25 protein-coding genes and 2 pseudogenes are annotated in these 23,723 nt (G+C 72.1%); 16 read left to right on the forward strand and 11 right to left on the reverse strand.

From position 1 onward, the window contains the following. Positions 1–11 precede the first annotated feature (11 nt). The 4 genes from ACE3Q8_RS04325 to ACE3Q8_RS04340 all read left to right on the forward strand — a co-directional run bounded on the left by ACE3Q8_RS04325 (position 12) and on the right by ACE3Q8_RS04340 (position 1,840). Complete coding sequence (locus ACE3Q8_RS04325; protein WP_374469011.1) at positions 12–323, forward strand: cupin domain-containing protein; 312 nt, start codon at positions 12–14, stop codon at positions 321–323. Between the two features lie 61 nt (positions 324–384). After that, on the forward strand, positions 385–597 hold the full coding sequence (locus ACE3Q8_RS04330) for a dodecin (RefSeq protein ID WP_374469012.1): 213 nt from the start codon (positions 385–387) through the stop codon (positions 595–597). A gap of 6 nt (positions 598–603) precedes the next feature. Then, complete coding sequence (locus tag ACE3Q8_RS04335) at positions 604–1,083, forward strand: cyclodeaminase/cyclohydrolase family protein (protein ID WP_374469013.1); 480 nt, start codon at positions 604–606, stop codon at positions 1,081–1,083. A 43-nt stretch (positions 1,084–1,126) separates the two neighbouring features. Next, positions 1,127–1,840 (forward strand): SDR family NAD(P)-dependent oxidoreductase, encoded by a 714-nt coding sequence (locus ACE3Q8_RS04340; protein ID WP_374469014.1) that lies wholly within the window; start codon positions 1,127–1,129, stop codon positions 1,838–1,840. Between the two features lie 6 nt (positions 1,841–1,846). On the opposite strand, the gene ACE3Q8_RS04345 is transcribed toward ACE3Q8_RS04340, so the two are convergent. Next, positions 1,847–2,065, reverse strand: coding sequence for a hypothetical protein (locus tag ACE3Q8_RS04345; RefSeq protein WP_374469015.1), 219 nt, complete (start codon positions 2,063–2,065; stop codon positions 1,847–1,849). 56 nt (positions 2,066–2,121) lie between these two features. Then, complete coding sequence (locus tag ACE3Q8_RS04350) at positions 2,122–3,192, reverse strand: alpha/beta fold hydrolase (RefSeq protein WP_374469016.1); 1,071 nt, start codon at positions 3,190–3,192, stop codon at positions 2,122–2,124. A gap of 271 nt (positions 3,193–3,463) precedes the next feature. Here ACE3Q8_RS04350 and ACE3Q8_RS04355 point away from each other — a divergent pair, with 271 nt between their 5' ends. After that, positions 3,464–3,709 (forward strand): hypothetical protein, encoded by a 246-nt coding sequence (locus ACE3Q8_RS04355; RefSeq protein WP_374469017.1) that lies wholly within the window; start codon positions 3,464–3,466, stop codon positions 3,707–3,709. Between the two features lie 125 nt (positions 3,710–3,834). After that, complete coding sequence (locus ACE3Q8_RS04360; protein WP_374469018.1) at positions 3,835–4,005, forward strand: hypothetical protein; 171 nt, start codon at positions 3,835–3,837, stop codon at positions 4,003–4,005. Between the two features lie 120 nt (positions 4,006–4,125). Here the strand turns inward: ACE3Q8_RS04360 and ACE3Q8_RS04365 are convergent, their stop codons facing one another. Then, a complete protein-coding gene (locus ACE3Q8_RS04365) occupies positions 4,126–4,713 on the reverse strand; it encodes a TIGR00730 family Rossman fold protein (protein WP_374469019.1) in 588 nt (195 codons plus the stop codon). Between the two features lie 186 nt (positions 4,714–4,899). Between ACE3Q8_RS04365 and ACE3Q8_RS04370 the strand changes: the two are divergent. The 3 genes and pseudogenes from ACE3Q8_RS04370 to ACE3Q8_RS04380 all read left to right on the forward strand — a co-directional run. Next, positions 4,900–5,097, forward strand: a pseudogene (locus tag ACE3Q8_RS04370) (cold-shock protein); the annotation flags it as partial. A gap of 177 nt (positions 5,098–5,274) precedes the next feature. Further along, positions 5,275–5,472, forward strand: a complete 198-nt coding sequence (locus tag ACE3Q8_RS04375; protein ID WP_374469103.1) for a cold-shock protein — start codon at positions 5,275–5,277, stop codon at positions 5,470–5,472. Between the two features lie 125 nt (positions 5,473–5,597). Continuing rightward, positions 5,598–6,176, forward strand: a complete 579-nt coding sequence (locus ACE3Q8_RS04380) for a hypothetical protein (RefSeq protein ID WP_374469020.1) — start codon at positions 5,598–5,600, stop codon at positions 6,174–6,176. Here the strand turns inward: ACE3Q8_RS04380 and ACE3Q8_RS04385 are convergent. After that, the gene (locus ACE3Q8_RS04385; RefSeq protein ID WP_374469021.1) at positions 6,151–7,293 is read right to left on the reverse strand and encodes a phosphatidylinositol-specific phospholipase C1-like protein; all 1,143 of its coding nucleotides are present in this window, start codon (positions 7,291–7,293) and stop codon (positions 6,151–6,153) included. The two genes, ACE3Q8_RS04380 and ACE3Q8_RS04385, sit on opposite strands and share 26 nt — an antisense overlap. A gap of 87 nt (positions 7,294–7,380) precedes the next feature. On the opposite strand from ACE3Q8_RS04385, the gene ACE3Q8_RS04390 reads away from it, so the two are divergent. The 3 genes from ACE3Q8_RS04390 (at position 7,381) to ACE3Q8_RS04400 (ending at position 11,719) form a co-directional block, all read left to right on the forward strand. Beyond that, positions 7,381–8,958, forward strand: a complete 1,578-nt coding sequence (locus ACE3Q8_RS04390; RefSeq protein ID WP_374469022.1) for an EAL domain-containing protein — start codon at positions 7,381–7,383, stop codon at positions 8,956–8,958. A 200-nt stretch (positions 8,959–9,158) separates the two neighbouring features. Then, positions 9,159–11,183 (forward strand): elongation factor G, encoded by a 2,025-nt coding sequence (locus ACE3Q8_RS04395; protein ID WP_374469023.1) that lies wholly within the window; start codon positions 9,159–9,161, stop codon positions 11,181–11,183. 128 nt (positions 11,184–11,311) lie between these two features. Then, entirely contained in the window at positions 11,312–11,719 is a 408-nt protein-coding gene (locus ACE3Q8_RS04400; protein WP_374469024.1) for a VOC family protein, read from the forward strand. Here the strand turns inward: ACE3Q8_RS04400 and ACE3Q8_RS04405 are convergent. The 4 genes from ACE3Q8_RS04405 to ACE3Q8_RS04420 form a co-directional block, all read right to left on the reverse strand. Next, positions 11,679–12,317 carry a glutathione S-transferase family protein gene (locus ACE3Q8_RS04405; RefSeq protein WP_374469025.1) on the reverse strand — a complete coding sequence of 213 codons (639 nt, stop codon included), beginning with the start codon at positions 12,315–12,317 and terminating at the stop codon, positions 11,679–11,681. The genes ACE3Q8_RS04400 and ACE3Q8_RS04405 overlap by 41 nt on opposite strands. Before the next feature lie 94 nt (positions 12,318–12,411). After that, the gene (locus ACE3Q8_RS04410) at positions 12,412–14,238 is read right to left on the reverse strand and encodes a DUF885 family protein (protein WP_374469026.1); all 1,827 of its coding nucleotides are present in this window, start codon (positions 14,236–14,238) and stop codon (positions 12,412–12,414) included. Positions 14,239–14,245: 7 nt separating this feature from the next. Further along, a complete protein-coding gene (locus tag ACE3Q8_RS04415; protein ID WP_374469027.1) occupies positions 14,246–16,054 on the reverse strand; it encodes a DUF885 family protein in 1,809 nt (602 codons plus the stop codon). Between the two features lie 36 nt (positions 16,055–16,090). Then, entirely contained in the window at positions 16,091–17,944 is a 1,854-nt protein-coding gene (locus ACE3Q8_RS04420) for a DUF885 family protein (RefSeq protein ID WP_374469028.1), read from the reverse strand. Between the two features lie 185 nt (positions 17,945–18,129). On the opposite strand from ACE3Q8_RS04420, the gene ACE3Q8_RS04425 reads away from it, so the two are divergent. From ACE3Q8_RS04425 to ACE3Q8_RS04435, 3 genes are all read left to right on the forward strand, one after another. Beyond that, positions 18,130–19,425: a M20/M25/M40 family metallo-hydrolase gene (locus tag ACE3Q8_RS04425; protein WP_374469029.1), complete on the forward strand. Its 1,296-nt coding sequence runs from the start codon at positions 18,130–18,132 to the stop codon at positions 19,423–19,425. Next, positions 19,422–20,606 (forward strand): NAD(P)/FAD-dependent oxidoreductase, encoded by a 1,185-nt coding sequence (locus ACE3Q8_RS04430; RefSeq protein ID WP_374469030.1) that lies wholly within the window; start codon positions 19,422–19,424, stop codon positions 20,604–20,606. The genes ACE3Q8_RS04425 and ACE3Q8_RS04430 overlap by 4 nt, the downstream gene beginning before the upstream one ends. A gap of 111 nt (positions 20,607–20,717) precedes the next feature. Continuing rightward, positions 20,718–21,308 (forward strand): M10 family metallopeptidase C-terminal domain-containing protein, encoded by a 591-nt coding sequence (locus tag ACE3Q8_RS04435; protein WP_374469031.1) that lies wholly within the window; start codon positions 20,718–20,720, stop codon positions 21,306–21,308. Positions 21,309–21,313: 5 nt separating this feature from the next. Here the strand turns inward: ACE3Q8_RS04435 and ACE3Q8_RS04440 are convergent, their stop codons facing one another. Next, entirely contained in the window at positions 21,314–22,195 is an 882-nt protein-coding gene (locus ACE3Q8_RS04440) for a TauD/TfdA dioxygenase family protein (protein ID WP_374469032.1), read from the reverse strand. Between the two features lie 137 nt (positions 22,196–22,332). Here ACE3Q8_RS04440 and ACE3Q8_RS04445 point away from each other — a divergent pair, with 137 nt between their 5' ends. Then, a complete protein-coding gene (locus ACE3Q8_RS04445) occupies positions 22,333–23,169 on the forward strand; it encodes a phytanoyl-CoA dioxygenase family protein (protein ID WP_374469033.1) in 837 nt (278 codons plus the stop codon). Positions 23,170–23,175: 6 nt separating this feature from the next. Here ACE3Q8_RS04445 and ACE3Q8_RS04450 read toward each other — a convergent pair whose 3' ends face one another. Together ACE3Q8_RS04450 and infA are read right to left on the reverse strand one after the other, a co-directional pair. Continuing rightward, complete coding sequence (locus ACE3Q8_RS04450) at positions 23,176–23,400, reverse strand: hypothetical protein (protein ID WP_374469034.1); 225 nt, start codon at positions 23,398–23,400, stop codon at positions 23,176–23,178. 74 nt (positions 23,401–23,474) lie between these two features. After that, positions 23,475–23,690: pseudogene (infA, locus tag ACE3Q8_RS04455) on the reverse strand (translation initiation factor IF-1); the annotation flags it as partial. Positions 23,691–23,723: the final 33 nt, after the last annotated feature.

Here is a 23,723-nt window from a genome sequence, read left to right on the forward strand (position 1 = left end):
GGTCTCGGCGGATGACGACCGCCGCCCCGCTGAAGCTCGCGCGCCTGGCCCGGGACCTGCCCGGCCAGTGGGGCCGCGCCGTGCTGGGCGACGTCGGCGGCGTGAGGCTGAAGCTGTTCCGCACCGAGGGCGAGGGCCTGGCGCCGGAAGCCCACGCCTGGGCCGAGGCGCTGCTGATGGTCGAGGGGGAGCTGACCCTCGTCCTGGACGGCGAGGACGTCCGGCTGGCGGCCGGCGACCTGCAGCTCATCCCCGCCGGCTGCGTGCACGCCATCCGGCCGGGCGCGACCGCCGCCTTCCTGCTGTTCGATCCGGAGCCCTGAGCGGCGGAACCGTCCGCCGGCTGGAGCGTAAGCAGGCCTATCGCAACCGGGATAGGGAACCATGCAGGACGACAACGTCTACCGGCTCATGGAGATCGTGGGCTCCTCCACGACCTCGATCGAGGACGCCATCCAGACCGCCATCGGCCGAGCCAACGAGAGCCTCCGGCACATCCGCTGGTTCCAGGTGGTCGAGACCCGGGGCCATGTGGAGGACGGGCGCGTCGCCCACTACCAGGTGACCCTGAAGGTCGGCTTCACCGTCGAGGACTGACCGACCGTGGCGCGGCCGGCGCGCGAGCAGGCGCTGGGCGAGTTCCTCGCGGACCTCGCCGCCGACCGGCCGGCGCCGGGCTCCGGCGCGGCCGCCGCCGTCGCGCTCTCTCTGGCCTGCGCCTGCGCCGCCAAGGCGTTCGCGATCACCGCCCGCCGGCGCGGGGGCGATCCCGCACTGGCGGCCGCGGCGGACGCCGCCCGGCGCCTCGCCGAACAGGCCCTGAGCGCCGGGGACCGCGACGCCGAGGGCTTCGAGGCCTTCGTCGCCGCCTCCGGCGCGGATCGGGCCGCGGCGGCCGAAGACCTGGCCGACACCTCCGCCGGTCTCGCGGGCCTGGCCGAGGCGCTGGCCGCGCTCTGCCGGGCGCCGGGGCTGTCGGTGCGCGGCGCGCTCAAGGCGGACATCGACGCGGCGCTCAGCCTCGCCGCCGCGGCGGCGGCGATCGCGCAGGCGAACCGCGCCCAGGCCGAGGACGCCGGCTGACGCCGCCGCTTGCGCCGGCCCGCCGGACCGCTAGGACAGCGGCATGAGCGACCCCGTCAGCATCCTCGTCACCGGCGCCACCCGCGGGATCGGCGCCGCCATCCTGGACGCGGTCCAGGCGAAGGGCGCGCGCGCCGTCGGCCACGGCAGCCGCGAGGCGCCGGGCGTGCTGGGCGCCGACCTCTCCGACCCCGCCGCCGCCGATATCCTGTGGGAGCGCGCGCTGGCGGCGCTGGGCGGGCGCATCGACGTGCTGGTGAACAACGCCGGGGTCTTCGAGCCCGTGGCCGTGGACGCGCCCCTGGCCGAGTGGCAGGCGGGCTGGGCGCGGACGATGCAGATCAACCTTCAGGCCGCCGCGGACCTCTGCCGCCGCGCGGTGCTGCACTTCCGCGAGACAGGCGGCGGCCGGATCGTCAACGTGGCGAGCCGGGCGGCCTATCGCGGCGACAGCCCGGAGCACTGGCACTACGCCGCCTCCAAGGCCGGGATGGTCGGGATGACCAAGTCCATCGCCCGCGGCTACGCCCACGAGCAGATCCTGGCCTTCGCGGTCTGCCCCGGCTTCGTTCGCACCGGCATGGCCGAGGACTACCTGGCGGCGCGGGACGCCGCCCAGCTCTCCGCCGACATTCCGCTGGGCCGGGTCGCGAGCCCGCAGGAGGTGGCCGGCGCCTGCGCCTACCTCGCCCTGGAGGCTCCGGCGTCGATGACCGGGGCGGTCCTGGACATCAACGGCGCGAGCTACGTCCGCTGAGCGGCCTCAGGAGGTGAGCGCGGCCTCGGTGGCCTCGATCTCATCCCGGATCCAGTCGTGGCCGTTGGTCACCAGCACGCCCTCGATCGCCGAGATGTGGCCGCGCAGCCGTTCTCGGATCTCCGGCGCCACATCGGGCTGGGTGGCGACCCAGCGGGCGATCTGATGCACCGCGAACGCCGAGTGCAGGGCGAGCCGGTCGCGGTCCTCGTCGGAGAGCTTCATCCGGGGTCTCCTCCAATGCCTTCGAAGAGGATAACACGCCGGGAGCCCGATCGGTGTCAGCGCTCCGAGCGTTCCAGCAGCGCGGCCAGTTCGTCCTTCCACAGCGCCGCCCAGGTGTGGGTGCCGTGGCCGCGGGTCAACGGGCCGGCCGGGATCAGCAGGTAGCGGCCGTTGCGCAGGCGCTTGGCCTCCCGCTCGGCGATGCCGAGCTCGGGCGGGTTGATCAGGTCGTCGGCGGAGTTGATCCAGGTGACCGGCGCGGTGATCTTCTCCAGGTCCTTCGAGGGATCGTAGGTGCGCGAGGCCTCGAGCTGGTAGATCAGGTCGTTGGCGTCGCCCCGGGCGATCCGGGCGGGAACCTCCTTCTCCGCCCAGGCGTCCACGGCGGCCCGGGTCGGCAGGGTCTCCTGCATGTTGATGGGCGCGGCGCCCGCCAGGATCAGCAGCGACTGGGCGGTCCTGAGGCCCTGCTCCGGCTGGGCCCGGTAGTCGCCGCCGCGCCAGGCGGGATCGGCCTGGATGCCGTCCACGGCCATCTTGCGCCACAGGCGGTTGCGGCCGGCGATCTCCACCGGCAGGCAGGCGAGCGGCATCAGGGCCTTGGCGCCGTCGGGCCACATCTCCCCCCACATGAAGGCGTGCATGCAGCCCATGGAGGTGCCCATGATCAGCCGCAGGCGCTTCACGCCGAGGCCCTCGGTGACCAGGCGGTGCTGGGCCTCCACCATGTCGGCGTAGTCGTACTTCGGAAAGCGCATCCGCAGCCCGTCGCTGGGCTTGGACGAGGCGCCGTGGCCGATGTTGTCCGGCAGGATGACGTAGTACTTGGCCGGGTCGAGCAGGCCGCCGGGGGCGAACAGCACGTCGGCGAACTGCGCGCTCAGGAACTGCCGCCCCGAGCCGCCGGTGCCGTGCAGCACCATCACCGCATTGACGATCTCGCCCGAGGCGTCGCGGCGCGGCTGGCCGAGGGTGTAGTAGCGCAGCTTGAGCTCGGGCAGGCGCTCGCCGGTGCGGAACCGGAAGTCGCGGATCGCGAAATCGTGCGCCTGGGGCTCGGGCGCGGCGAGCGCCTGGGAGCCGAACGAGAACGCGAGGGCGAGCGCAAGCGCGAGACGCCGGAACATGCGGGAAGGTCCTCCTGACTGGGCCGCGGGACCTTAGCGGCGCGGCGGCCGGCGCCAAGCGTCTGCGGTAGCGCTGGCATATCCCACACCGCTCCCCATATAGGAGTCACGCGCCGTCGGGCGTGCGCCGCCAGGCAAGCGGTCGAGCAAGTCCGGCGCGGCGCCTCTTCGAGACAGCAATGTCCGTCCTTTTCGCCGGCTCCGCCCTCTGCGTCGTGGCCGCGCTCCTGCTCCCCGTGGCCTTCTCCCTGCACCGCGCGAGCCGCGGCGCGTGAGCGCCACCCTCCTGCTGAGGGATCAGCATCGCACCTGCGTCTTCCGCGTCCGCAGCCGCGGCGGGGTCTGGGAAGTCACGCGCGACCACGTCTTCCATGGCGACTACCTGACCCGCGGGGCGGCGCTGGCCAGCGCCTGTTCGGCGGCCCGCTCGTTCGAGGCGGCGGGCGGCACCCCCCGGGTGCTGCTGACGCCGCAGGACAGGCTCATCGACCATCAGGGCCTGGCCCCCAGGTCCTGAAACCCCGGCGGAGGCCGCACCATGCCCGAACTCCCCAAGACCCCCTTCTTCTCGCCGCGGAACGTGCCGCTGTGGGCCGGCCTCGCGCTCGTCGCGGCCGCCGTCGCCATGATCGGGTGGTTGTGATGGGCGACGACCTCGCCCGCGAGAACGCCTACCTGCGCCTGCGGGTCGAACAGCTCACCGCCGACGTGGTGGACCTGACCGCCGAGAACGCGCGGCTGCGGCAGGAGCGGGAGCGGCTGCACGGCCGGATGGCCGCGGCGCGCCCCAATCCGCTGGCCGGCGGGCAGTAGGTTGGACGTGCTCCTGCCGCTCCTGGCGCTCGGCGCGCCGCTGGCGGCGTTCGCCGCCTGGCTGCTCGTGCAGCGCCTGCGGACGAACCGTCGCCTGCAGCCGGAAGCGCCGCCGGAAGCCTAGTAGCGCTGCTCCACCGGCGCGCGGTTCCACTTGGGCGGCGGCGGCACGTAGGCGCGGAAGGCGTCCAGGGCTGCGGCGGTGGTGTCGGCGTAGACCAGCATGTCGGCGTACTGCTGGGTGGTGAAGCCGTGGTCGGCCATGTTCTGCACCAGCGCCCGCATCGGCTCGTAATAGCCGTTCACGTTGACGAAGCCGCAAGGCTTGGCGTGGAAGCCGAGCAGGGCCCAGGTCCACTGCTCGAAGATCTCCTCGAAGGTGCCGGGGCCGCCCGGCAGGCAGAGGAAGCCGTCGGCCAGCTCGGCCATCTTCCACTTCCGCTCGTGCATGGAGTTGACCACGTGCAGCTCGGTGAGGCCGGTGTGGCCGATCTCCTGGCTGACCAGGTCGGCCGGCATGACGCCCACCACCTTGCCGCCGGCCGCCAGCGCGGCGTCGGCGACCGTTCCCATGAGCCCGACGCGCCCGCCGCCGTACACCAGGGTCAGTCCCTGCTCGGCGATGAGCGTTCCCGCGCGCACCGCCTCGTCGAGGAAGGCGGGATCCGTTCCGGCGGCCGAACCGCAATAGATACAAATGCTTTGCACGATCAGGATCCGTCCAAGGGCGTTCGGGAGGGCCGACGCTGATAAGCCGATTGGCGGCTTCTGTCACGGAGCGGCTGGCGGCGGGCGTTTTCCACCGTTACATAGCTAGTACGGCTCGCCACAATCGGCGGTCGGGCGTCGCCGGTTCTGGCGGCGGAAGACTTCTATCTCGGTTAGGTCACGCGAATGGCGAGCGGCACGGTCAAGTGGTTCAACACCGCTAAGGGCTTCGGATTTATTCAACCGGACGACGGCGGCTCTGACGTCTTCGTCCACATCTCGGCAGTCGAGCAGGCGGGCCTCCGCGGCCTGAACGAAGGCGACCAGGTCCAGTACGAACTGGAACAGGATCGCCGCTCCGGCAAGCTTTCGGCCGGCCAGCTGGTCGTCACCGGCCAGGGCGCCCCGGTCTCCCGCGGCGGCGGCGGCGGCGGCTTCGATCGCCCGCGCGGCGGCGGCTTCGGCGGCGGCGGCGGCGGCTTCGACCGTCCGCGCGGCGGCGGCTTCGGCGGCGGCGGCGGTCGCCCGGCCGGCCAGGTCTCCGGTTCCGGCGACGGCACGGTGAAGTGGTTCAACCCGACCAAGGGCTTCGGCTTCATCCAGCCCTCCGACGGCGGCCAGGACGTGTTCGTGCACATCTCGGCGGTCGAACAGGCGGGTCTGCGCGGCCTGAACGAGGGCCAGACGGTCTCCTACGACCTCGAGCAGGATCGTCGCTCCGGCAAGACGTCGGCGACCAACCTGCGCGTCACGGGCTGATCTCCAGCCTCGACGACACGGCGGGCCCGCTTCGGCGGGCCCAGCCAACCTGAGCTGAACCGGCGTCCCGCCGAGGCGTTCGGCCCCCACGCGAGGGGCGGAAGAACGCTTTGTTGGAGGACGTCGTGCCCAAGACGCTGATCCTGACCCTCGCGGGCGCGCTGTCGCTGCCCGCGGTCGCGACGGCCCAGACGCCGGCGGCGCCCGAGACGGCCCCGCCCGCGCCCCTCGTCCAGCCTGTCCCATTGCCCTCCGACGCCGAGGCGCCGCCCGCGGCCGCGCCCGTGGCGAACGCTGCCGCGCCAGCGCCCGCCGGCCCGCAGCCCGGCGATCCCGCGCCGCCGCCGCCCGCGGCCGCCCAGCCCGAGAAGAAGCCCGACGTGGCCAAGGCCGCCGGCGGCACAGTCGGCGGGCTCGTCGGCAGCACGGTGGGCGCGGCAGGCGGCCCGCTGGGCAGCGTGGCCGGCAGCGTGGTCGGGAACACGCTCGGCAAGGGCACGGTCGGCGTCGTGAAGAAGGTGTTCGGCGGCGGCAAGAAGAAGAAGGACAAGGACGTGGAGCAGGCCGCGGTCCCGCCTTCGCCACCCGCCGCGCCGGAGGTGGCCGCCAGCGACGCCGCCGCGACCGAAGTCGACGGGTCCCCGGGAGAGACGCCCGTTCGGGCCCCCGAGCCTGCGCTCAGCGCCGCGGCGAGCCCGGGCTGAGCCGCGCCGCCAGCCCGTCCGGCAGCCGCACGGCGTAGGCCGGGAAGCGCGGGTCGGGGCGCATGTAGTCCGTCGAAACGTACTGGGCGCCGGACGCGAAGGCGGCCGCCTGCCGGCTGCGGTCGCCCGTGCGCGCCTCGGCGGTGTCGGCGTCGGCCCGGGTGCGGACGATCAGCCCCGCCTTCAGGGCGGCGGCGATCCGGGCCTGCTGCGCCATGGGATCGTTCAGGGTGATGTAGCCGGCCGCCGGCGAGGTCTCCTCGATGTTCACGAAGGCCACCCGGCCCTCCAGGACCTTGCGGTCACCGCGGTAGCGGGCGACCTGCGCCGGCTCGCAGTCGCAGGCGAACATCACCTTGCCACGCGCGGCGCCCAGCTTCGGCCAGGCGCCGGCCGCCACCGCCTCGCGCAGGGTGGGGTGGCGGCCCTGCACCTTGTCGGGGGTGATCAGGGCGTCGTCGGGGAAGACGCCGCGGATCTCGGCGTCGATGGCGTCCAGCGCCGCCGCGTCGAAGGCCGCCGCCGTCTTCGCGCCCGGGATCGGCACCGGCCCCTCCTTGAGGTTCAGGAGGATCAGGATCGGGGCGTGGTCGGGATGCGCCGCCGACCAGGCGCGGACCTGGCGCAGGCACTCGGCGAAGGTAGGGCAGGCCGACCGGTAGTCCAGGTCCTGGACGTGCAGCACCTTCAGGCCCGGTTTCCGCAGGGGCGCGAAGTCGTAGGGCTGGGCGGCCTTGGCAAGCCGATGGAAGACGGGATCGGCGTAGCGGCCGGTCTCCGGGTCGTTGAGCAGGTCGATCTCGAGCTGGCGCGCCCCGTCGTCGAGCTGTTCGGCGAGCGGCCGGTGCGCATAGTCCAGCGCATCCGCCTGGCGCGGGTTGGCGGCGCGCAGCAGGGCCATCTCGGCCGGCGCGATGGCGAGCTTGTAGGAATTGTGGGTGCCGACCGCCTGCAGGGCGTTCATCGGCAGGGCGTCCACGGCCGCGCGCGTGCAGCCGGGTGCGCCGGAGGGCGCCTCCAGATCGCAGGCGGCGGAGATGGCGGCGGCGGCGAGCAGAGCTGCGATCATCGGATCCACTGTCGCCACCATGGCGCCGCCGCGCGACAGAAATTTCACGCTCCGCCCAGCCGTCGTGGCGGCAACAGAGGGTTAATCGACGCCCGCTAAGCTGCGCTGTCCCAATTGGCGCCCGGAGTGTGCCTCGTGTCCATCGCCGTTCCCAGGCTGCTCGGCTTCGCCTTCGCGAACGCCGACCTCCTCGTGGAGGTCGGGACCGACGGCCGCATCGCCTTCGCCATGGGCGCGAGCGAGATCGTCTCCGGCGCCGCCGAGGGCGAGCTGAAGGGCCGCGCCTGGGACGAGTTCATCCATCCCGACGACCTGCCGATGGTCGACGCCCTGTTCGAGGGCCTGGAGGACGGCTCGCGCAGCGGCCCGGTGATCGCCCGCCTGGCCCAGGCCAAGGACGCCGCCCCGCGCGCCGTGGCGATCTGCGCGCTGCGCCTGCCGGACAACAAGGGCGCGGTCTCCTGCGCGCTCTCCTCCGCCTCGCCCGACGCCGCGCCGAAGACAGGCGGGCTGCAGGACCGCGACGCGTTCGAGGAAGCGGCCCTGACCCTGCTGCGCAACGCCAAGGCCACGGGCGCCGACCTCGAGCTGGCCATGCTGGACATGGAAGGCCTGGAAGCCGCCCGGAAGGGCGCCTCGCCGGCCGACCGGGCCGCCCTCGACCGCAAGCTGTCCGGCGCCCTGCGCGCCGAGGCCTACGGCGGCGCCGCCGCCACGGCGCTGGGAGACGAGCGGTTCGCCCTGGTCCGCGCCCGCGGCGAGGCCATGAGCGCCCTCGTCCGGCGGGTCACCAAGCTGGTCAACGCCGGCGCGCCCAAGCCGATCACCGCCAAGGCCGAGGCCATCCCGCTGAAGGGCGAGGGCGACCGGCAGGCCGTGCGCGCGCTGCGCTACTGCCTCGACACCTTCCTCAAGGAGGGGCCGGGCGGAGCCCTGCCGACCGACCTGGGCGACGCGCTCAGCCGTTCGCTGGAGAAGACCCTCGACGAGGTGGGCGCTCTGGGCGCCGCGATCCGCAACAAGGAGTTCCACCTCGTCTACCAGCCGGTGATCGCCCTGCAGACCGGCGGCCTGCATCACTATGAGGCGCTGGTGCGGTTCGGCGACGGCAGCCCTTTCCCGCTGATCCGCATGGCCGAGGAGATGGACCTGATCGAGGCCCTGGACCTCGCCATCCTCGAGCGCGCCCTCGAGGTGCTGTCCAAACGGCCGGGCCTCAAGCTGGCTGTCAACGTGTCCGGCCGCACCATCGCCAGCGCCGAGTTCATCGAGAGCGCCACCCGCGCCCTGCACGCCTTCCCCAAAGCCCGCGGCCGGGTGATGTTCGAGCTCACGGAGAGCGCCGCGCTGGAGGACCTGAAGCTCGCCGACCGGCACCTGACGGCCCTGCGCAACGAGGGCTGCGAGATCTGCCTCGACGACTTCGGGGCGGGCGCGGCGTCGCTGGCCTACCTGCAGCAGCTCAAGCTGGACGTGCTGAAGATCGACGGGCGCTACATCCGCGACCTGCAGCGCGGCGGCCGCGAGGCGACCTTCGTCAAGCACCTGGTCTCCATGTGCAAGGAGCTGAAGATCCGCACCCTGGCCGAGATGGTGGAGACCGAGGAGGCCGAGGCCGCCGTCCGCGACGCCGGTGTCGACTACGCCCAGGGCTGGTACTACGGCGCGGCCTCCGACGACCTCGACTGGGCCCCGAACAAGACCGCGGCCTGACGCCGGCGCGGGTTGCGGGGTTCCTCACCAGCGTGATCACCGGGCCGTGAACGGGTGGCCGCTAGCCGACCGGCGTTCTCGGGCGTAGCGTTTTCCCAGGAGGCGGCGAAGGCCAGCCTGTCCCTGGTCCCAGACCGCCATGCACTGCGCCGTGGAGGCGTCCCGTCCCTCGGCGCCCGAGGTGATGGGAGGACCAGACCATGCCAATCCAGACCCAGGGGTCGGTTCGGGCGCTCGCGCTCGTCGGCCCCACGAGCGCAGGCAAGACCACGCTGATGGAGGCCCTGCTGCTGGCCACCGGCGCGACGCACGCGCGGACCGGCGGCGGCGGCGAGATGGTCGGCGACTCCAGCCCCGAGGCCCGCGCCCGCGGCCATTCCGTGGAGCTGAACCTGGCCGACTTCGAGTTCATGGGCGACCGGTACGCGGTGATCGACTGCCCGGGCTCGCTCGAGTTCTGCGCCGACGTGGACGCGGCGCTGCCGGCGGTGGACCTGGCGATCGTCGTGGCCGAGCCGGATCCCAACAAGGCCCAGCTCCTGCAGCCGACGCTGCGCGAACTGGAGCGGCTGGGCGTGCCCCACGCCCTCTTCATCAACAAGATGGATCAGGCCCGCGGCTCGCTGGCCGAGCTGCTGGAGGCGCTGGCGCCGGTGAGCGCCGCGCCGCTGGTGGCCCGCCAGATCCCAACCTGGGACGGCGAGCACGTGTCGGGCTTCATCGACCTCGCGCTGGAACGGGCCTTCGTCAACCGCCCGGGCGAGCCGATGCAGGTGGAGATTCCCGAGGATCTGCGCGATGCCGAGGCCGAGGCGCGCTTCCACATGCTGGAGCAGATCGCCGACTTCGACGACGAGCTGCTGGAACAGCTCCTCTCCGACGTGACGCCGAGCCGCGACGCGGTGTTCGCCGACCTGGTGCGCGAGATGCAGGACGGGCTGATCGTCCCGGTCTTCTTCGGCTCGGCGTCCAACGGCTTCGGCGTTCAGCGGCTGCTGAAGGCGTTGCGCCACGAGGCGCCGCTGCCCGACCGGGCGGCCGAGCGGCTGGGCGTCGACCGGGGCGCCTATGTGCTGAAGGCGGCCTACGCCGGCCAGTCCGGCAAGCTCGCCTACGCGCGGGTGTTCGGCCAGAAGCTGGACGACGGCGCGGAGCTGGTGCTGCCCACCGGCGAGCGCGCCCGGGCCGCCGGGCTGTTCGCTGTGCAGGGCGGCGCCTTGCGGAAGGTGGCGTCGGCCGCGCCGGGCGACGTGGCGGCGATCGGCAAGGTGGAACAGGCGGCCGCCGGCCAGATCCTGTCGCTCACCGGCCAGCCGCAGCAGCTTCGCCAGGCCATGCGTCCGCGCCGGCCGCTGTTCGCGGTCGCGCTGGCGGCGAAGAACCGCAAGGACGACGTGCGGCTCTCCGGCGCCCTCGCCAAGCTGATCGAGGAGGACCCGGGGCTGTCGCTGACCCACGACGCCGAGGCCCGGCAGGTGCTGCTGGCCGGCCAGGGCGAAGGACACCTGCGGCTGGCCCTGGAGCGGCTGAAGCGGCGGTTCGGCGTGGAAATCGATACCCAGGAGCCGCGGACCGCCTACCGCGAGACGATCCAGCGCGGGACCACCCATCGGGCGCGGCACAAGAAGCAGTCCGGCGGCCATGGCCAGTTCGCCGATGTCACCGTCGAGATCCGGCCCCTGCCCCGCGGCTCGGGCTTCGTTTTCCAGTCGAGGATCGTCGGCGGCGCGGTGCCGAGGCAGTGGATTCCGGCGGTCGAGCAGGGCGTGCGCGACGGGCTGGAGAAGGGGCCGCTGGGCTTTCCGGTGACCGACCTCGAGGTCACCCTGACCGACGGCCAGACCCACAGCGTCGACTCCTCGGAAATGGCCTTCCGGACGGTGGGGCGTCTGGCCCTCGAGGAGGGGCTTCGGCAATGCGGCTCGGTCCTGCTGGAGCCGATCGAGAAGCTGACGGTCTACTCGCCCTCGCCGAGCGCCTCGAACGTCACCTCGGCGCTCACCGCGCGGCGCGGGCAGATCCTGGGGCTTGCGCCGCGCGAGGACTGGCGGGGCTGGGAGCGCATCGAGGCCTACCTGCCGCAGAGCGAGCGCCAGCACCTGATCGCCGAGCTGCGGGGCCTGACCCAGGGCCTGGGCGCCTTCGAGGCCGACTTCGACCACATGAGCGAGCTGACCGGCCGCCTGGCGGAAGAAGCATCCGCGGCGCGCCGCGAGATGGCCTAGCGTCGTTCCTCCCCGCCCGGGGAGGCGGCCCCGGAGGGCCGGAGGGGGTCAGCCCAGGCGTCTGGGCGGCTCCCCTCACCCGCTCCGGGGAGCTCCCCCGGAGGGGGAGCGACTGCTAAGACCGGCGCATGCCCCAGCGCCTGTCCCTCGCCGCCCTGCTCGTCCGCGACTACGACGAGGCGATCGCCTTCTATGTGGGCAAGGTGGGCTTCGACCTGGTGGAGGACACCGACATGGGCGGCGGGAAGCGCTGGGTGGTGGTGCGGCCGCCGGGCTCGGACGCGGCCCTGCTGCTGGCCAGGGCCAGCGGCGACCAGGCCCGCGCGGTGGGCGACCAGGCGGGCGGCCGGGTCTTCCTGTTCCTGGAGACCGACGACTTCGACCGCGACCATGCGAGGATGGCCGCGGCCGGGGTCCGTTTCCTCGAAGCGCCGCGGCGGGAGCCGTACGGGACCGTCGCGGTCTTCGAGGACCTCTACGGGACGAAGTGGGACCTCATCCAACCGGCTCGGGCTGCTTCTCCGCCTGCGGCATGAGGGCGTTGTCGATCTCGTCGGCCCGCTTGGCCGCCGGGCGCGAGGTGTGGCGCTTGGCGTAGGCCTCGAACACCGGCCGCTTCTCCAGCGTGCCGAACTGCATCCCCCAGTCGAGGTGCGAGGCGAGGTAGAGGTCGGCGGCGCTGAACCGGTCGCCGGCCACGAACTCGCGGTCCTTCAGATAGCCCTCCAGGGTGTCGAGCACCCGGGCGAAGCTGCCGAAGCCGAGGAACGCCTCCTGGTCGGGGGTCGGCTCCAGGCCCAGCGCCTTGGTCCCCACCGCCTGCTCGATCGGGCCGGCGGCGAAGAACAGCCAGCGATAATAGGGGCCCCGGGCCCTGTCGCCGGGCGGCGGCGCGAGGCCCGCCTGCGGGAAGGCGTCGGCGAGGTAGGCGCAGACCGCGCCGCACTCGGTCACCACCGTGTCGCCGTGGACGATGGTCGGCACCTTGCCCATGGGGTTCACGGCGAGGAAGGCCGGGTCCTTGTTGGCCCAGTCCACCAGCACCGTCTCGTAGGGCTGGCCCACCTCCTCCAGCATCCACCGGATGATCCGGCCGCGGGACATGGGGTTGGTGTAGAAAACGAGGTCAGGCATGGGGTCCTCCCTAGGCGACAGGTTTCGCCAACCGAGGTTCACCCTACCCCCACCCTGCTGACAGCGGCATGTCAGCAGGGCGTGATCGGGCGCGTCAGGCCTGCTGCGCGGTCCACTCCTGGACGTGGCGCTCCAGCACCGTCAGCGGCATGGCGCCGGAGAGCAGGACGGCGTCGTGGTAGGCCTTGAGGTCGAACTTCGCGCCCAGCTTCTTCTTGGCGTCCTCGCGAACCTTCGCCCAGACGGTATGGCCCACCTTGTAGGAGTTGGCCTGGCCCGGGCTCGAGAAGTAGCGCTCCACCTCGCGCTGTGCGCGGGTCGGCGTGTTGCCGATGGTGTCGACCATGTACTGGGTGGCCTGGGCGCGGGTCCACCGCTTGGCGTGGATGCCGGTGTCGGTGACCAGGCGTGCGGCGCGGAACAGCAGGGACTGCAGATAGCCGGCCTGGCCCAGCGGGTCGCCCTCGTAGGCGCCCATCTCGTCGGCGAGCTGCTCGGAATAGAGCGCCCAGCCCTCGGAGAAGGCCGAGAAGCCGAAGCCCGTGCGCCGCAGGATCGGGATCCGGGTGCTCTCCTGCGCCAGGGCGATCTGCAGGTGGTGGCCCGGAATGGTCTCGTGGACGGCCAGGGTCTTGAGGTTATAGCGCGGCCAGTCCGAGGTTTCCTTGAGGTTGATGTAGAAGGCCGCCGGCCGCGAGCCGTCGAGGGCGGCGGACTGGTAGTAGCCGTTGGCGGCGCCGTCCTGGATGAACACCGGCACGCGACGCACCTCGACCTTGGCCTTGGGCAGGGTGGCGAAGGCCCGCGGCAGTAGGGCGTAGAGGTCGGCCACGTCCTTGTTGAGGTCGGCCAGCATCCGCGCGCGGCCCTCGTCCGTCGCCGGATAGACCTGCTTGGGATCGTTGTTCAGCACCACCAGGCGCTCGCCCACCGTGCCCTTGGTCAGGCCCTGGCCGCGCAGGATCTTGTCCAGACGGGCATTGATCTCGGCCACCTGCTGGCGGCCCATCTGGTGGACCTCCTCGGGGCTGTAGTTGGTGGTGGTGGAGGCCTTCACGCAGTCGGCGTAGTAGGCGTCGCCGTCCGGCAGGGCCCAGACGCCGGTGTCGGGCTTCGCCTTCGCCCGCACCGCCTGCATGCCGGCGATCTGGCGATCCAGGGCCGGGAACACCTCGGCGGTCACGATCCTCTCGGCCCGGGCGCCCCAGTCGCCGGCCAGGCCCGCGGCCTGGGCCTTCTTGGCGAGCGAGGTGACCATGATCGTCTGGGCCGCCGGCTGGTCGCGCAGCGCCCGCATCTGGCCGAGCGCCAGTTCGCAGACGAAGTCCGGCGGAACCACGCCCATGGCCACGTCGGCGCGCTGGCGCTCGAGGTCGGTGTCCATGTTGCGCGCGAAGGCCGAGAGGCGCGACAGCCAGGCCTCGGCGTCGGCCTGCGTCTGGACGCGGTGCTGGCTGTCCATGAAGTCGGGGACGTTGGCGTAGGCGCCGCCGCGCTGGCTGATGACGTACGGATTGAAGTTGCCGCCGACGTCGCCGAACTTCCACCTGTCCCCATAAGCGACCGCCCGCTCCTGCTGGTAGGCGACCACGTCGAGGTCGACCTTGGACGAGGCCGAGAGCTTCGCCCGGTCGATGGCCTTCAGCTCGCCCAGCCACTTGCGGGAGCGTTCCAGCCGGCGGGCCTTGGCCTGGGCGCTGTTGTCGTTGAGCTGGGCCTTCAGCGGGGCGCGGGCGCCCTTGTCGAGGCCGAGCGAGGTGGCGAACTGCGGGCTGTCGTCCACCAGGGTCTCGAACATGCCGTCGAGCAGGGTGCGGAGCTTCGCGTCCTCGCCGGCGGCCTGCGCCAGGGCCGGCGTGGCGGCGGCAAGCGCCGCGCCGGCGGAGGTGAGCAGGAAGCTGCGGCGGTCGAGATGGGTCATCGGATCCTCAAGCTTTCGAAGCGGCGACGTGGCGGTCCACCACGCCCTCGAGCACGGTGAGCGGCATGGCGCCGCCCAGCAGGACGGCGTCGTGGAACTGGCGGATGTCGAAGCGCGGGCCGAGCGCGGTCTTCGCCTTCTCCCGCAGGCGCAGCCAGGTGAGCTTGCCCACCATGTAGCTGCAGGCCTGGCCGGGGCGGACGCAGTAGCGCTCGATCTCGGTGGTGGCCGAGGAGACCGGGCTGCCATCGATGGCGACCATGGTCCCGATGGCCTTCTCGCGGCTCCAGCGCTTGGCGTGCAGGCCGGTATCGACCACCAGGCGCGCGGCGCGGAAGAGGGCCGCCTGCAGCATGCCGACCTCGCCCAGCGGATCGCCCTCGTACATGCCCATCTCGGTGGCGAGCTGCTCGGTGTAGAGCGCCCAACCCTCGGCGAAGGCCGGGAAGCCGGCGGTCCGGCGCAGCATGGGGGCGTCGCCCTCCTGCTGCAGGGTGCGCTGCAGGTGATGGCCGGGGATGGCCTCGTGGTAGGTGAGGGTCTTCAGCGTCCAGGTGGGGTTCTCGGCGGTGTCGCGGAGATTGATCCAGTAGATGCCGGGCCGCGAGCCATCGAGGGCGGGACGGTTGTAGTAGCCGCCGGGCGCGCCCGCCTCGATGAACTTCGGCACCCGGCGGACCTCCACCGGCGCCTGGGGAAGCTGGCCGAAGTAGGCCGGCAGCTTCGGCCGGATGCCTTCGACGTACTTGTTGAGGTCGGCGATCAGCCGTTCCTTGGCCGCATCGGTGTTGGCGTAGTGGTATTTCTCTTCCTTGAAGAGGGCCGCGATCCGCTCGCCCACCGTGCCCTTCGTATAGCCCTGGCCCTTCAGGAGGACGTCGGCGCGGGCCGAGAGCGACCGGGCCGTCTCCAGGCCGAGCTCGTGGATCTCGTCGGCGCTGAGCGTGGTGGTGGTCATGTTGCGAAGGGCATGGCGGTAGTAGGCCTCGCCCTCCGGCAGCCGCCAGACGCCGGCCTCGTGGGTCGCCTTCGCCCGCAGCCCGTCCATCAGCGCGATCTGCCGGTCGAGCGCCGGGACGACCTTGCCGCTGTAGAGTGCGGCGGCGCGCGCCTCCCAGTCGCCGGCGAGCCCCTTGGCCTTCGCCCGGTCGGCGACCGAGCGGACGAGCGGCGAGTCGGCCGGCGCCGTCTTCAGGCCGCGCATCTGGGTGAGCGCCTTGGCGATGATGAAGTCCGGCGGTACCGCGCCGCGGTCCACGTCACGGCGGACGCGCTCGCTCTCCTGGTCCATCACCGTGGCGAAGGCTTCGAGCCGCGAGAGGTAGGCGTCGGCGTCGGCCGCCGTCTCGATCTGGTGCTGGGTCCCCAGGAAGTCCGGCTTGTCCTGGTAGGCGCCGCTGAGCTGGGACAGCACGTAGGGGCCCGACCCGAAGGCGTCGCCGTAGTCGAACCTGGCGCCCTCGGCGTTGGTTCGGGCGGTGAACAGCACCGTCTCCCAGTCGGAGCGCGAGCGCGGCGAGAGCTTGGCGCCGTCGATCTGCTCCAGCCGCCGGAGCTGGCCGGCGTTGCGGGCCCGGTCACCGGCGAGGTCGGCCAGGGACTCGCTGTCGAGCTGCGACTTGGCGGCGGCGCGGGCGCCTTTGTCGAGGCCGAGCCGGGTGGCCATCTCGGGCGAGGCGGCGAGGTTCTCCTCGTACATGGCGTCCAGCAGCGCGCGGAGCTTGTGGTCCTCGGCCCCGCCCTGGGCGAGCGCAGGCCCGGCCAGCGCCGCGGCCGCCGAAGTGAGCAGGAAACCCCGCCGGTCGATCTGGCCCATCAATTCCTCACTCGACACTGATGACGGAGTTTCTTCCTAGGCCCGGGAGGCGGCGATGAACTGGTCGACGCGGGCTTCGAGGACGGTCAGCGGCATGGAGCCCGACAGCAGCACGGCGTCGTGGAAGGCGCGGACGTCGAAGCGGGGCCCGAGCGCCGCCTTGGCCTTCTCGCGCAGGCGCAGGATGGTGACCTTGCCGACCATGTAGCTGCAGGCCTGGCCCGGCCAGACCGAGTAGCGCTCGATCTCCTGGGCCGAGAGCGACGGCGGGTCGCCGTCGATGTCGGAGAGGGTGGTGATCGCCTTCTCCCGGCTCCAGCGCAGGTGATGCAGGCCTGTGTCGGTGACGAGGCGGCCGGAGCGCAGCAGGGCGTCGTGGATGTAGCCAAGCTCGCCCAGGGTATCGCCCTCGTAGAAGCCCATCTCCTGGGCCACCTGCTCGGTGTAGAGCGCCCAGCCCTCCACATAGGCGCCGTAGGTCATCACCCGCCGGATCATCGGCAGGTCGGCCTCGCGCTGGATGGAGATCTGCATGTGGTGGCCCGGCACGCCCTCGTGGATCGTGGTGGTGGGCATGAACCAGTAGGGCGCCTCGGCCGTGTCCCGCAGGTTGATCCAGTAGATCCCCGGCCGCGAGCCGTCGAGGCTGCCCTCGCTGTAGTGGGTCGAGGCGCCCTGCTCGGTCTCCTTGGGGATGCGGCGGATCTCCAGCGGCGCCTTGGGAAGCGTGGCGAACTGCTCGGGCAGGCGCGCCTCCATCTTCTTCACCAGCTTGTTCAGCTCGGCGACGAGCTGGGCCTTGCCGGCGTCGGTGTTCGGATAGACGCCCTTCTTCGACTTGTAGAGGCGGTCGTAACGCTGGCCGACGCCGCCCTTGGTGTAGCCGATCTTCCTGAACAGGACGTCGGCGCGGGCGTGCAGCTCGCGGGTGACCTCGAGGCCGAGCTGGTGGACCTCCTGCGGCGTCATGTTGGAGGTCGTCTGACCGCGCAGGGCGAGCGCGTAATAGGCCTCGCCATCGGGGAGCTTCCAGACGCCGGCGTCGTGGGTCGACCTGGGCAGCAGGCTCTCGAGCAGCGCGATCTGTCGGTCGATGGCCGGGACCACCGCGGCCTCGTAGACCCGGGTCGCCTCGCCCCGCCAGTCGCCCGCGATGCCCTTGGCCGTGGTGCGGTCGGTGAGGTTGCGGATCAGGCTGGACTGGGCGGCCGGCGCGCGCAGCACCTTCATCTGGGCGATGGCGCCCTTGATGGCGTAGTCCGGCGGGATGACGCCGAGGCCGGCGTCGCGGCGCACGCGTTCCACCTCCTGGCTCATCAGCCGGGCGAAGGCCTCCATGCGCGAGACGTAGGCCTCTGCGTCCTCGCGGGTCTCGACGGTGTGCTGGGCCGAGAGGAAGTCGGGAATCTCGGACCAGGCGCCGGTGATCTGGGAGAGGACATAGGGCGCGCCGGCCCCCTCCCCGCCGTACTGGAACCGGGCGTCCGCCTCGGCCTGGACCTCCATGCCGTAGAGCATGCTGTCGTAGTTCACGGCCGACATGCCGGAGAGCTGGGCGCGGTCGATGCGCTTCAGGCGGGCCAGCATCTCGGCGTTGCGCCGGCGGCGGCGGTCGAGCGCCTCGAGCGAGCCGTCGTGGAGCTGAGACTTGGCGGCGGCGCGCTCGCCCTTGTCGAGGCCGAGCGAGGTGACGAGCTCGGGGCTCTCCTTGAGCGCCTCCTGGAAGACGTCGTCGAGGAAGGCGGTGAGCTGCTGCTCGGCGCTGGGCGGCGCCGGCGGCGGCGGGGCCGCGGCGGCCTGGGGCGGGGGCGGCGGGGCGTCGGCAGTGGCGCAGCCGGCAAGCGTCAGGCCCGCGCCGGCGCACAGCAGGAGATTGCGGCGGCTCAGCATGAGCGTCCCCCCGGTGTTACATTTGTGACCGAAAGGCTTAAGGGGCGCCCGTGCACGCCCGCAAGGCGCCGGCAAGGCTCGCCCCGTTAAATTCCGGTAATGCGCAAGGACCGCCCCTCGGATGCTGGTCCTGGGCAGTGGGATCGGCTCATATGCGGCCGCATTCGAGCAAGGATTCCAGACCGATGTTCACCGCGCCGCGTTACGCGCTCGCCGCCGCCCTGGCCCTCTCCCTGAGCACGGGCGCGCTCGCCCAGACCCGCGGCGCCACGCCGGAACAGGGCGTCCAGCGGCTGGTGGCCAGCGCGCCGTTCAAGGCGGCGGTGGCGAAGCTCGACCAGGACCACGCCCGCACGGTCGAGGACACCATCAAGCTGACCGAGATCCCCGCCCCGCCGTTCAAGGAGGAGGCCCGCGCCCGCGCCTATATGGAGTTGCTCAAGGCGCACGGCCTCACCGAGGTCGAGATGGACGCGGAGGGCAACGTCATGGGCCTGCGCCGCGGCACGGGCCCGGCTGGCGGCAAGGTGGTGGTCATCGCCGCCCACCTGGACACCGTCTTCCCGGAAGGCACCAACGTGAAGGTCCGCCGCGAGGGGACCAAGCTGCACGCCCCGGGCGTGGGCGACGACACCCATTCGCTGGCGGTGCTGCTGGCCTATGTCCGGGCGCTCGACGCCGCCAAGATCAAGACCAAGAGCGACATCCTGTTCGTCGGCAACGTGGGCGAGGAAGGCCCGGGCGACCTGCGGGGCGTCCGCTACCTGTTCACCAAGGGCAAGTACAAGGACCGCATCCGCGCCTTCTTCTCCATGGACGGCACCGCCGCCGAGCGGGTGACCTATGGCGCGGTGGGCTCGCGGCGCTACCGCGTCACCTTCAAGGGCCCAGGCGGCCACAGCTATGGCGCCTACGGCGTGGTGAACCCCATGGCCGCCATGGGGACCACGGTGGTGGAGATGAACAAGCTGACCACGCCGGCCAAGCCGAAGACCACCTATGCGACCAGCGTGGTCGGCGGCGGCACCAGCGTGAACTCGATCCCGGAGTCCATCTGGCTCGAGGTCGACATGCGCTCGGAGAGCGCCGAGGAACTGGCCAAGCTGGACGGCCAGTTCCTGCAGATCGTGAAGGGCGCCGTCTCCGCGGAGAACAAGGCCCGCAACACGCGCTTCGGCGAGGTCAGCGCCGACGTGAAGCTGATCGGCGACCGGCCGACGGGTTCGACCCGGGAGGACGCCGAGATCGTGCGGGTGACCAAGGCCGCGGTGCAGGCCGCCGGCTACACCCCGGTGCTGGGCGCGAGCTCCACCGACTCCAACATGCCGATCAGCCTGGGCATCCCGGCGGTGACCATCGGTTCGGGCGGCACGGGCGGCCGGGCGCACGCCCCGGACGAGTGGATCGACCTGGAGAAGACCCAGTCGGTGCGCGGCCAGGCCGTCGGCCTCGCGGCGCTGCTCGCCATGGCCGGGGTGTGACGCAGACGGTCGCCGTGGTCGGCGGCGGCCCCGCGGGGCTGATGGCCGCCGAGACCCTGGGCAAGGCGGGGCTCGCCGTCACGGTCTACGAGCGCATGCCCTCGGTCGGGCGCAAGTTCCTGATGGCGGGCCGCGGCGGGCTGAACCTGACGCACTCGGAGGACTTCGAAGCGTTCCTGCGCCGCTACGGTCCGGCCGCCGGGCGGCTGCGGCCGCTGGTCGAGGCCTTTCCCCCGAAGGCGCTGGTGGCCTGGGCCGAAGCGCTGGGCCAGCCGACCTTCGTGGGCTCGTCAGGCCGGGTGTTCCCAAAGGCGCTGAAGGCCTCGCCCCTACTGCGCGCCTGGCTGCGGCGCCTCGCCGACCTGGGGGTGGAGGTGCGCACGCGGCATGAGTGGCTGGGCTGGGATGCGGACGGCGCCCTCGCCTTCCGCACCCCCGAGGGCGAGACGCGCGTGCGGCCCGACGCGACCGTGCTGGCGATGGGCGGCGCATCCTGGCCGCGGCTGGGCTCCGACGGGCGCTGGGCCGAGCGGCTCGGGCCCGCGGAACCGTTCCGGCCGGCCAACGTCGGCTTCGACGTGGCCTGGAGCGCGATGTTCCGCGACCGCTTCGAGGGCCAGCCGCTGAAGAACGTCGCCCTGAGCCTCGGCGAGGATGCGAGCCGCGGGGATGCGGTGGTGACCCGCTATGGCCTGGAGGGCGGCGCGGTCTATGCGCTCTCGGCGACCGTGCGCGACGCCGCGCCCTGCACAGTGCGCGTCGACCTCCGGCCGGACCAGACGGTGGGCCGGCTCACCGACCGGCTGGCGCGGCCCCGCAAGGGCGAGAGCCTGGCCAACCATCTGCGCAAGGCGCTGAACCTGTCACCCGTGGAGGTGAATCTGCTGCGGGAGGCCGCCGGCAAGGATCTGCCCGTCGAACCCGGCCCCCTCGCCCGGCTGATCAAGTCCGCGCCGCTGGAGGTCGCGGGGGTCCAGGGGCTGGAGCGGGCGATCTCCTCCGCGGGCGGGCTGCGGCTCGACGCGTTGGACGAGCGCCTGATGCTGAAGGACCGGCCGGGCGTCTTCGTGGCCGGCGAGATGCTGGACTGGGAGGCGCCCACGGGCGGCTACCTGCTGCAGGCCTGCTTCGCCTCGGGCGTGGCGGCCGGCGAGGGCGTGGCGGCGTACCTGCGCGCCTGACGCCGCCGAAGTGTGGCGGCGCGTCCACGAAATGACCTCATTTGAGGCCGGAACAGCTCGGCACACTGACGGTTGGTGCAGCACCACCACCTGGAATTGTGAGGGACGGAAATGGCTCGGATCGACGGCGGCCCCGGCAACGACAACCGGCACGGCACGGCCGGTGCGGACGTCTTCTACATGCGCGGCGGCGACGACGTCGCGGCCGGCTGGGCCGGCAACGACGTGATGAACGGCGGCGACGGCGACGACCGGCTGAACGGCAACGAAGGCTCCGACACCCTCGACGGCGGCGCGGGCCGGGACACGCTGAACGGCGGCGACGGCGCCGACCGGATCCTCGGCGGCTACGGGGGCGACGAGCTGTGGGGGGGCGCCGGTCTCGACGTGTTCGAGTGGAACACGATCCGCGCCCAGGGCAACAGCTACGTCGACACCATGATGGACTTCAACCACGGCGACCGCATCGACCTGCAGGGCATCGACGCCAACTGGAACCGCGACGGCGACCAGGCCTTCCGCTTCATCGGGCGCTCGGAGTTCAGCGGCCAGGCCGGCGAGCTGCGCTACAGCAACCTGGTCATCAACGGCGTGGCCTACACGACGGACATCTACGCCGACGTCGACGGCGACCGGCAGCCGGACCTCTACCTGGCGATCAACGGCGGCCTCAGCCTGTACGCCAGCGACTTCATCCTCTGAGGCGGTCAGCGGGCGGCGGCGAGCTCCGCCTCCCGCGCCTGCTCGGCCATGGCCGGCCAGGGGTCCACGGTCACGCGCCGCATGTGGCGGCGCTGGCCGGGATAGTCGTTCAGCGCAAAGTGCCAGACCGAGCGGTTGTCCCAGAACGCCACCGAGCCCTCGGCCCAGGTGAAGCGGCAGGTGAAGCCCTCGTAGCGGCAATGGTTGAACAGGTAGTCGAGCAGGGCCTTGCTCTCGCTCGTCTTCCAGCCGTCGATGCGCAGCGTGAAGGCCGGGTTCACGTAGAGCGCCTTGCGGCCGGTCTCGGGGTGGGTGAGCACCACCGGATGGACGTACTCGCCCACGTAGCCGTCGGCCTCGGCCACCTGCATGCCGGCGCGCTTCTGGGCGGAGTGACCCTTGGCCGAATACTCGCGGCTCGCGGAGTGGACGGCGCTCAGCGTCTCGAGCGTCGTCTTCAGGCCCGGCGACAGCGCGTCGTAGGCGGCCGCCTGGCTGGCGAACAGGGTGTCGCCGCCGAACTCGGGCACCTCTACGGCATAGAGGATCGAGCCGATCGCCGGGGTCTCGAGGAAGCTCATGTCGGAGTGCCAGCCGCCGCCGAAGTTCACCTTGTCCTGCGGCTCCTTGACGATCTCCATCACCTCGGGCTGGCCGGCCATGCCCTGGACGAAGGGATGGATGTTGAGCGGGCCGAAGCGGCGGCCGAACGCCACCTGGGCGGCGGGCGTCAGCTCCTGGTCGCGGAAGAAGACCACCTGGTGCTCGACGAGGGCGTGGCGGATCCTGGCGATGATCTCGTCGGGGAGCTCCTGCGCGAGGTCGACGCCGGAGATTTCGGCGCCGAGCGCGCCGGCCACGCGGCGGATCCTGAGCGACTGGGCCATTGGGAGCTCTCCATCTTCGCCGGGCAGCATCCGCCCCGGCCGGCGGCGGCGCAAGCGAGCGCCTCTGAAGCGGCTTCCAGAACGGCTAACCGCCGTTGCGTCAGGGGTGTAGGCTTCCGGCCAGGGAGGACGCAGGCATGGACGTCGCCACGCGCCGCTTCGACGTGGACGCGCACACCGCGCGCCTCCGCGAGCAGGGCTACACGGTCATCGAGGATTTCCTGGACGCCGACACGGTGGCGGCGGTGCGGGATGGGCTCGCGCCCTACCTCGGCCGCCATCACGGCCGGAACGACTTCGAGGGCTTCCGCACCGAGCGGGTCTACACCCTGGTGGCGCGCGGCAGGGTGTTCGAGGAGCTCACCGAGGAGCCGCGGCTGATGGCGCTCCTCTCCCGGTTCCTGCAGCCGGGCTTCCTGCTCACGGCGAGCCAGGCGATCTGCATCTATCCGGGCGAGACGGCGCAGGACCTGCACGTGGACGACGGCTTCTACCGAGTCCCGCGGCCACGGCCGGCGATCAGCTATACGGTCATCGTGGCGGTGGACGCCTTCACGGCGCAGAACGGCGGCACCGAGATCGTGCCGGGCAGCCACCTCTGGGGCGACAATGGCGCGCCCGACCGGCCGAACGACCGGGCCGAGGTGGAGCGGCGGCTCACGCCGATGGAGATCCCGTCCGGGGCGGCGGTGGTGTTCGCGGGCACGCTGCTGCACCGGGGCGGCGCCAACCGCTCGGACGCGCCGCGCCTGGCCTTCACCAACCAGTACTGCGAGCCGTGGGCCCGGACGCAGGAGAACTTCTACCTGGGGGTCCCGCGCGAGCAGGTAGCGGCGATGTCGCCGCGGCTGAAGCAGTTGCTCGGATACGAGGTGTGGCCGCCGTTCATGGGCCAGGTGACGGCCTCGCACCCGGCGAAGGCGCTGGAGCCCGGCTGGATCCCGCCGGTGGTGGCGCAGCGGCCGGCGGGCTGAGGCCGATCAGAAGGGCAGCACGTCGCCGCCGGGCGGCGGCGCGTCGGGCGCGAGCGTCGCCAGGAGCGCAGTCCCGGCGGCGGTGATGTCCCAGCCCTGCCGGCTGCGCCGGGCGTAACCAAGATCGGTCAGCCGGCGCGCGTCGGCGATGTTGACGAAGGGCGCCGCGACCCCGTCGCCCTTCCGGGCGAGGTTCCGCAGCGCGTGGACTTCGGCTTCGGTGAGGCTCATGGCCCCTCCTCTCAGGCTCAGCGCCGGCGGTACTGCGGACGCGGGGCGCCGGAGCCGATGCGGGCGCCTTCGGGCTTGTGCCGGAAGGTGATGCGGCCGCGGTCCATGTCGTAGGGCGTCATCTCGACGGTGACGCGGTCGCCGACCATGGAGCGGATGCGGTTCTTCTTCATGCGCCCGGCCGTGTAGGCCAGGATCTCGTGGTCGTTCTCCAGGCGCACCCGGAAACGGCCTTCGGGCAGCAGCTCTGTGATCTGCCCTTCGAATTCAACGAGGTCTTCTTTCGCCAAGGGCGGTCCTTTCTGTCTTCAGGGGGTAAGGGG

The sequence above is a fragment of the Phenylobacterium sp. genome (assembly GCF_041913825.1).
Taxonomy (GTDB): domain Bacteria; phylum Pseudomonadota; class Alphaproteobacteria; order Caulobacterales; family Caulobacteraceae; genus Phenylobacterium.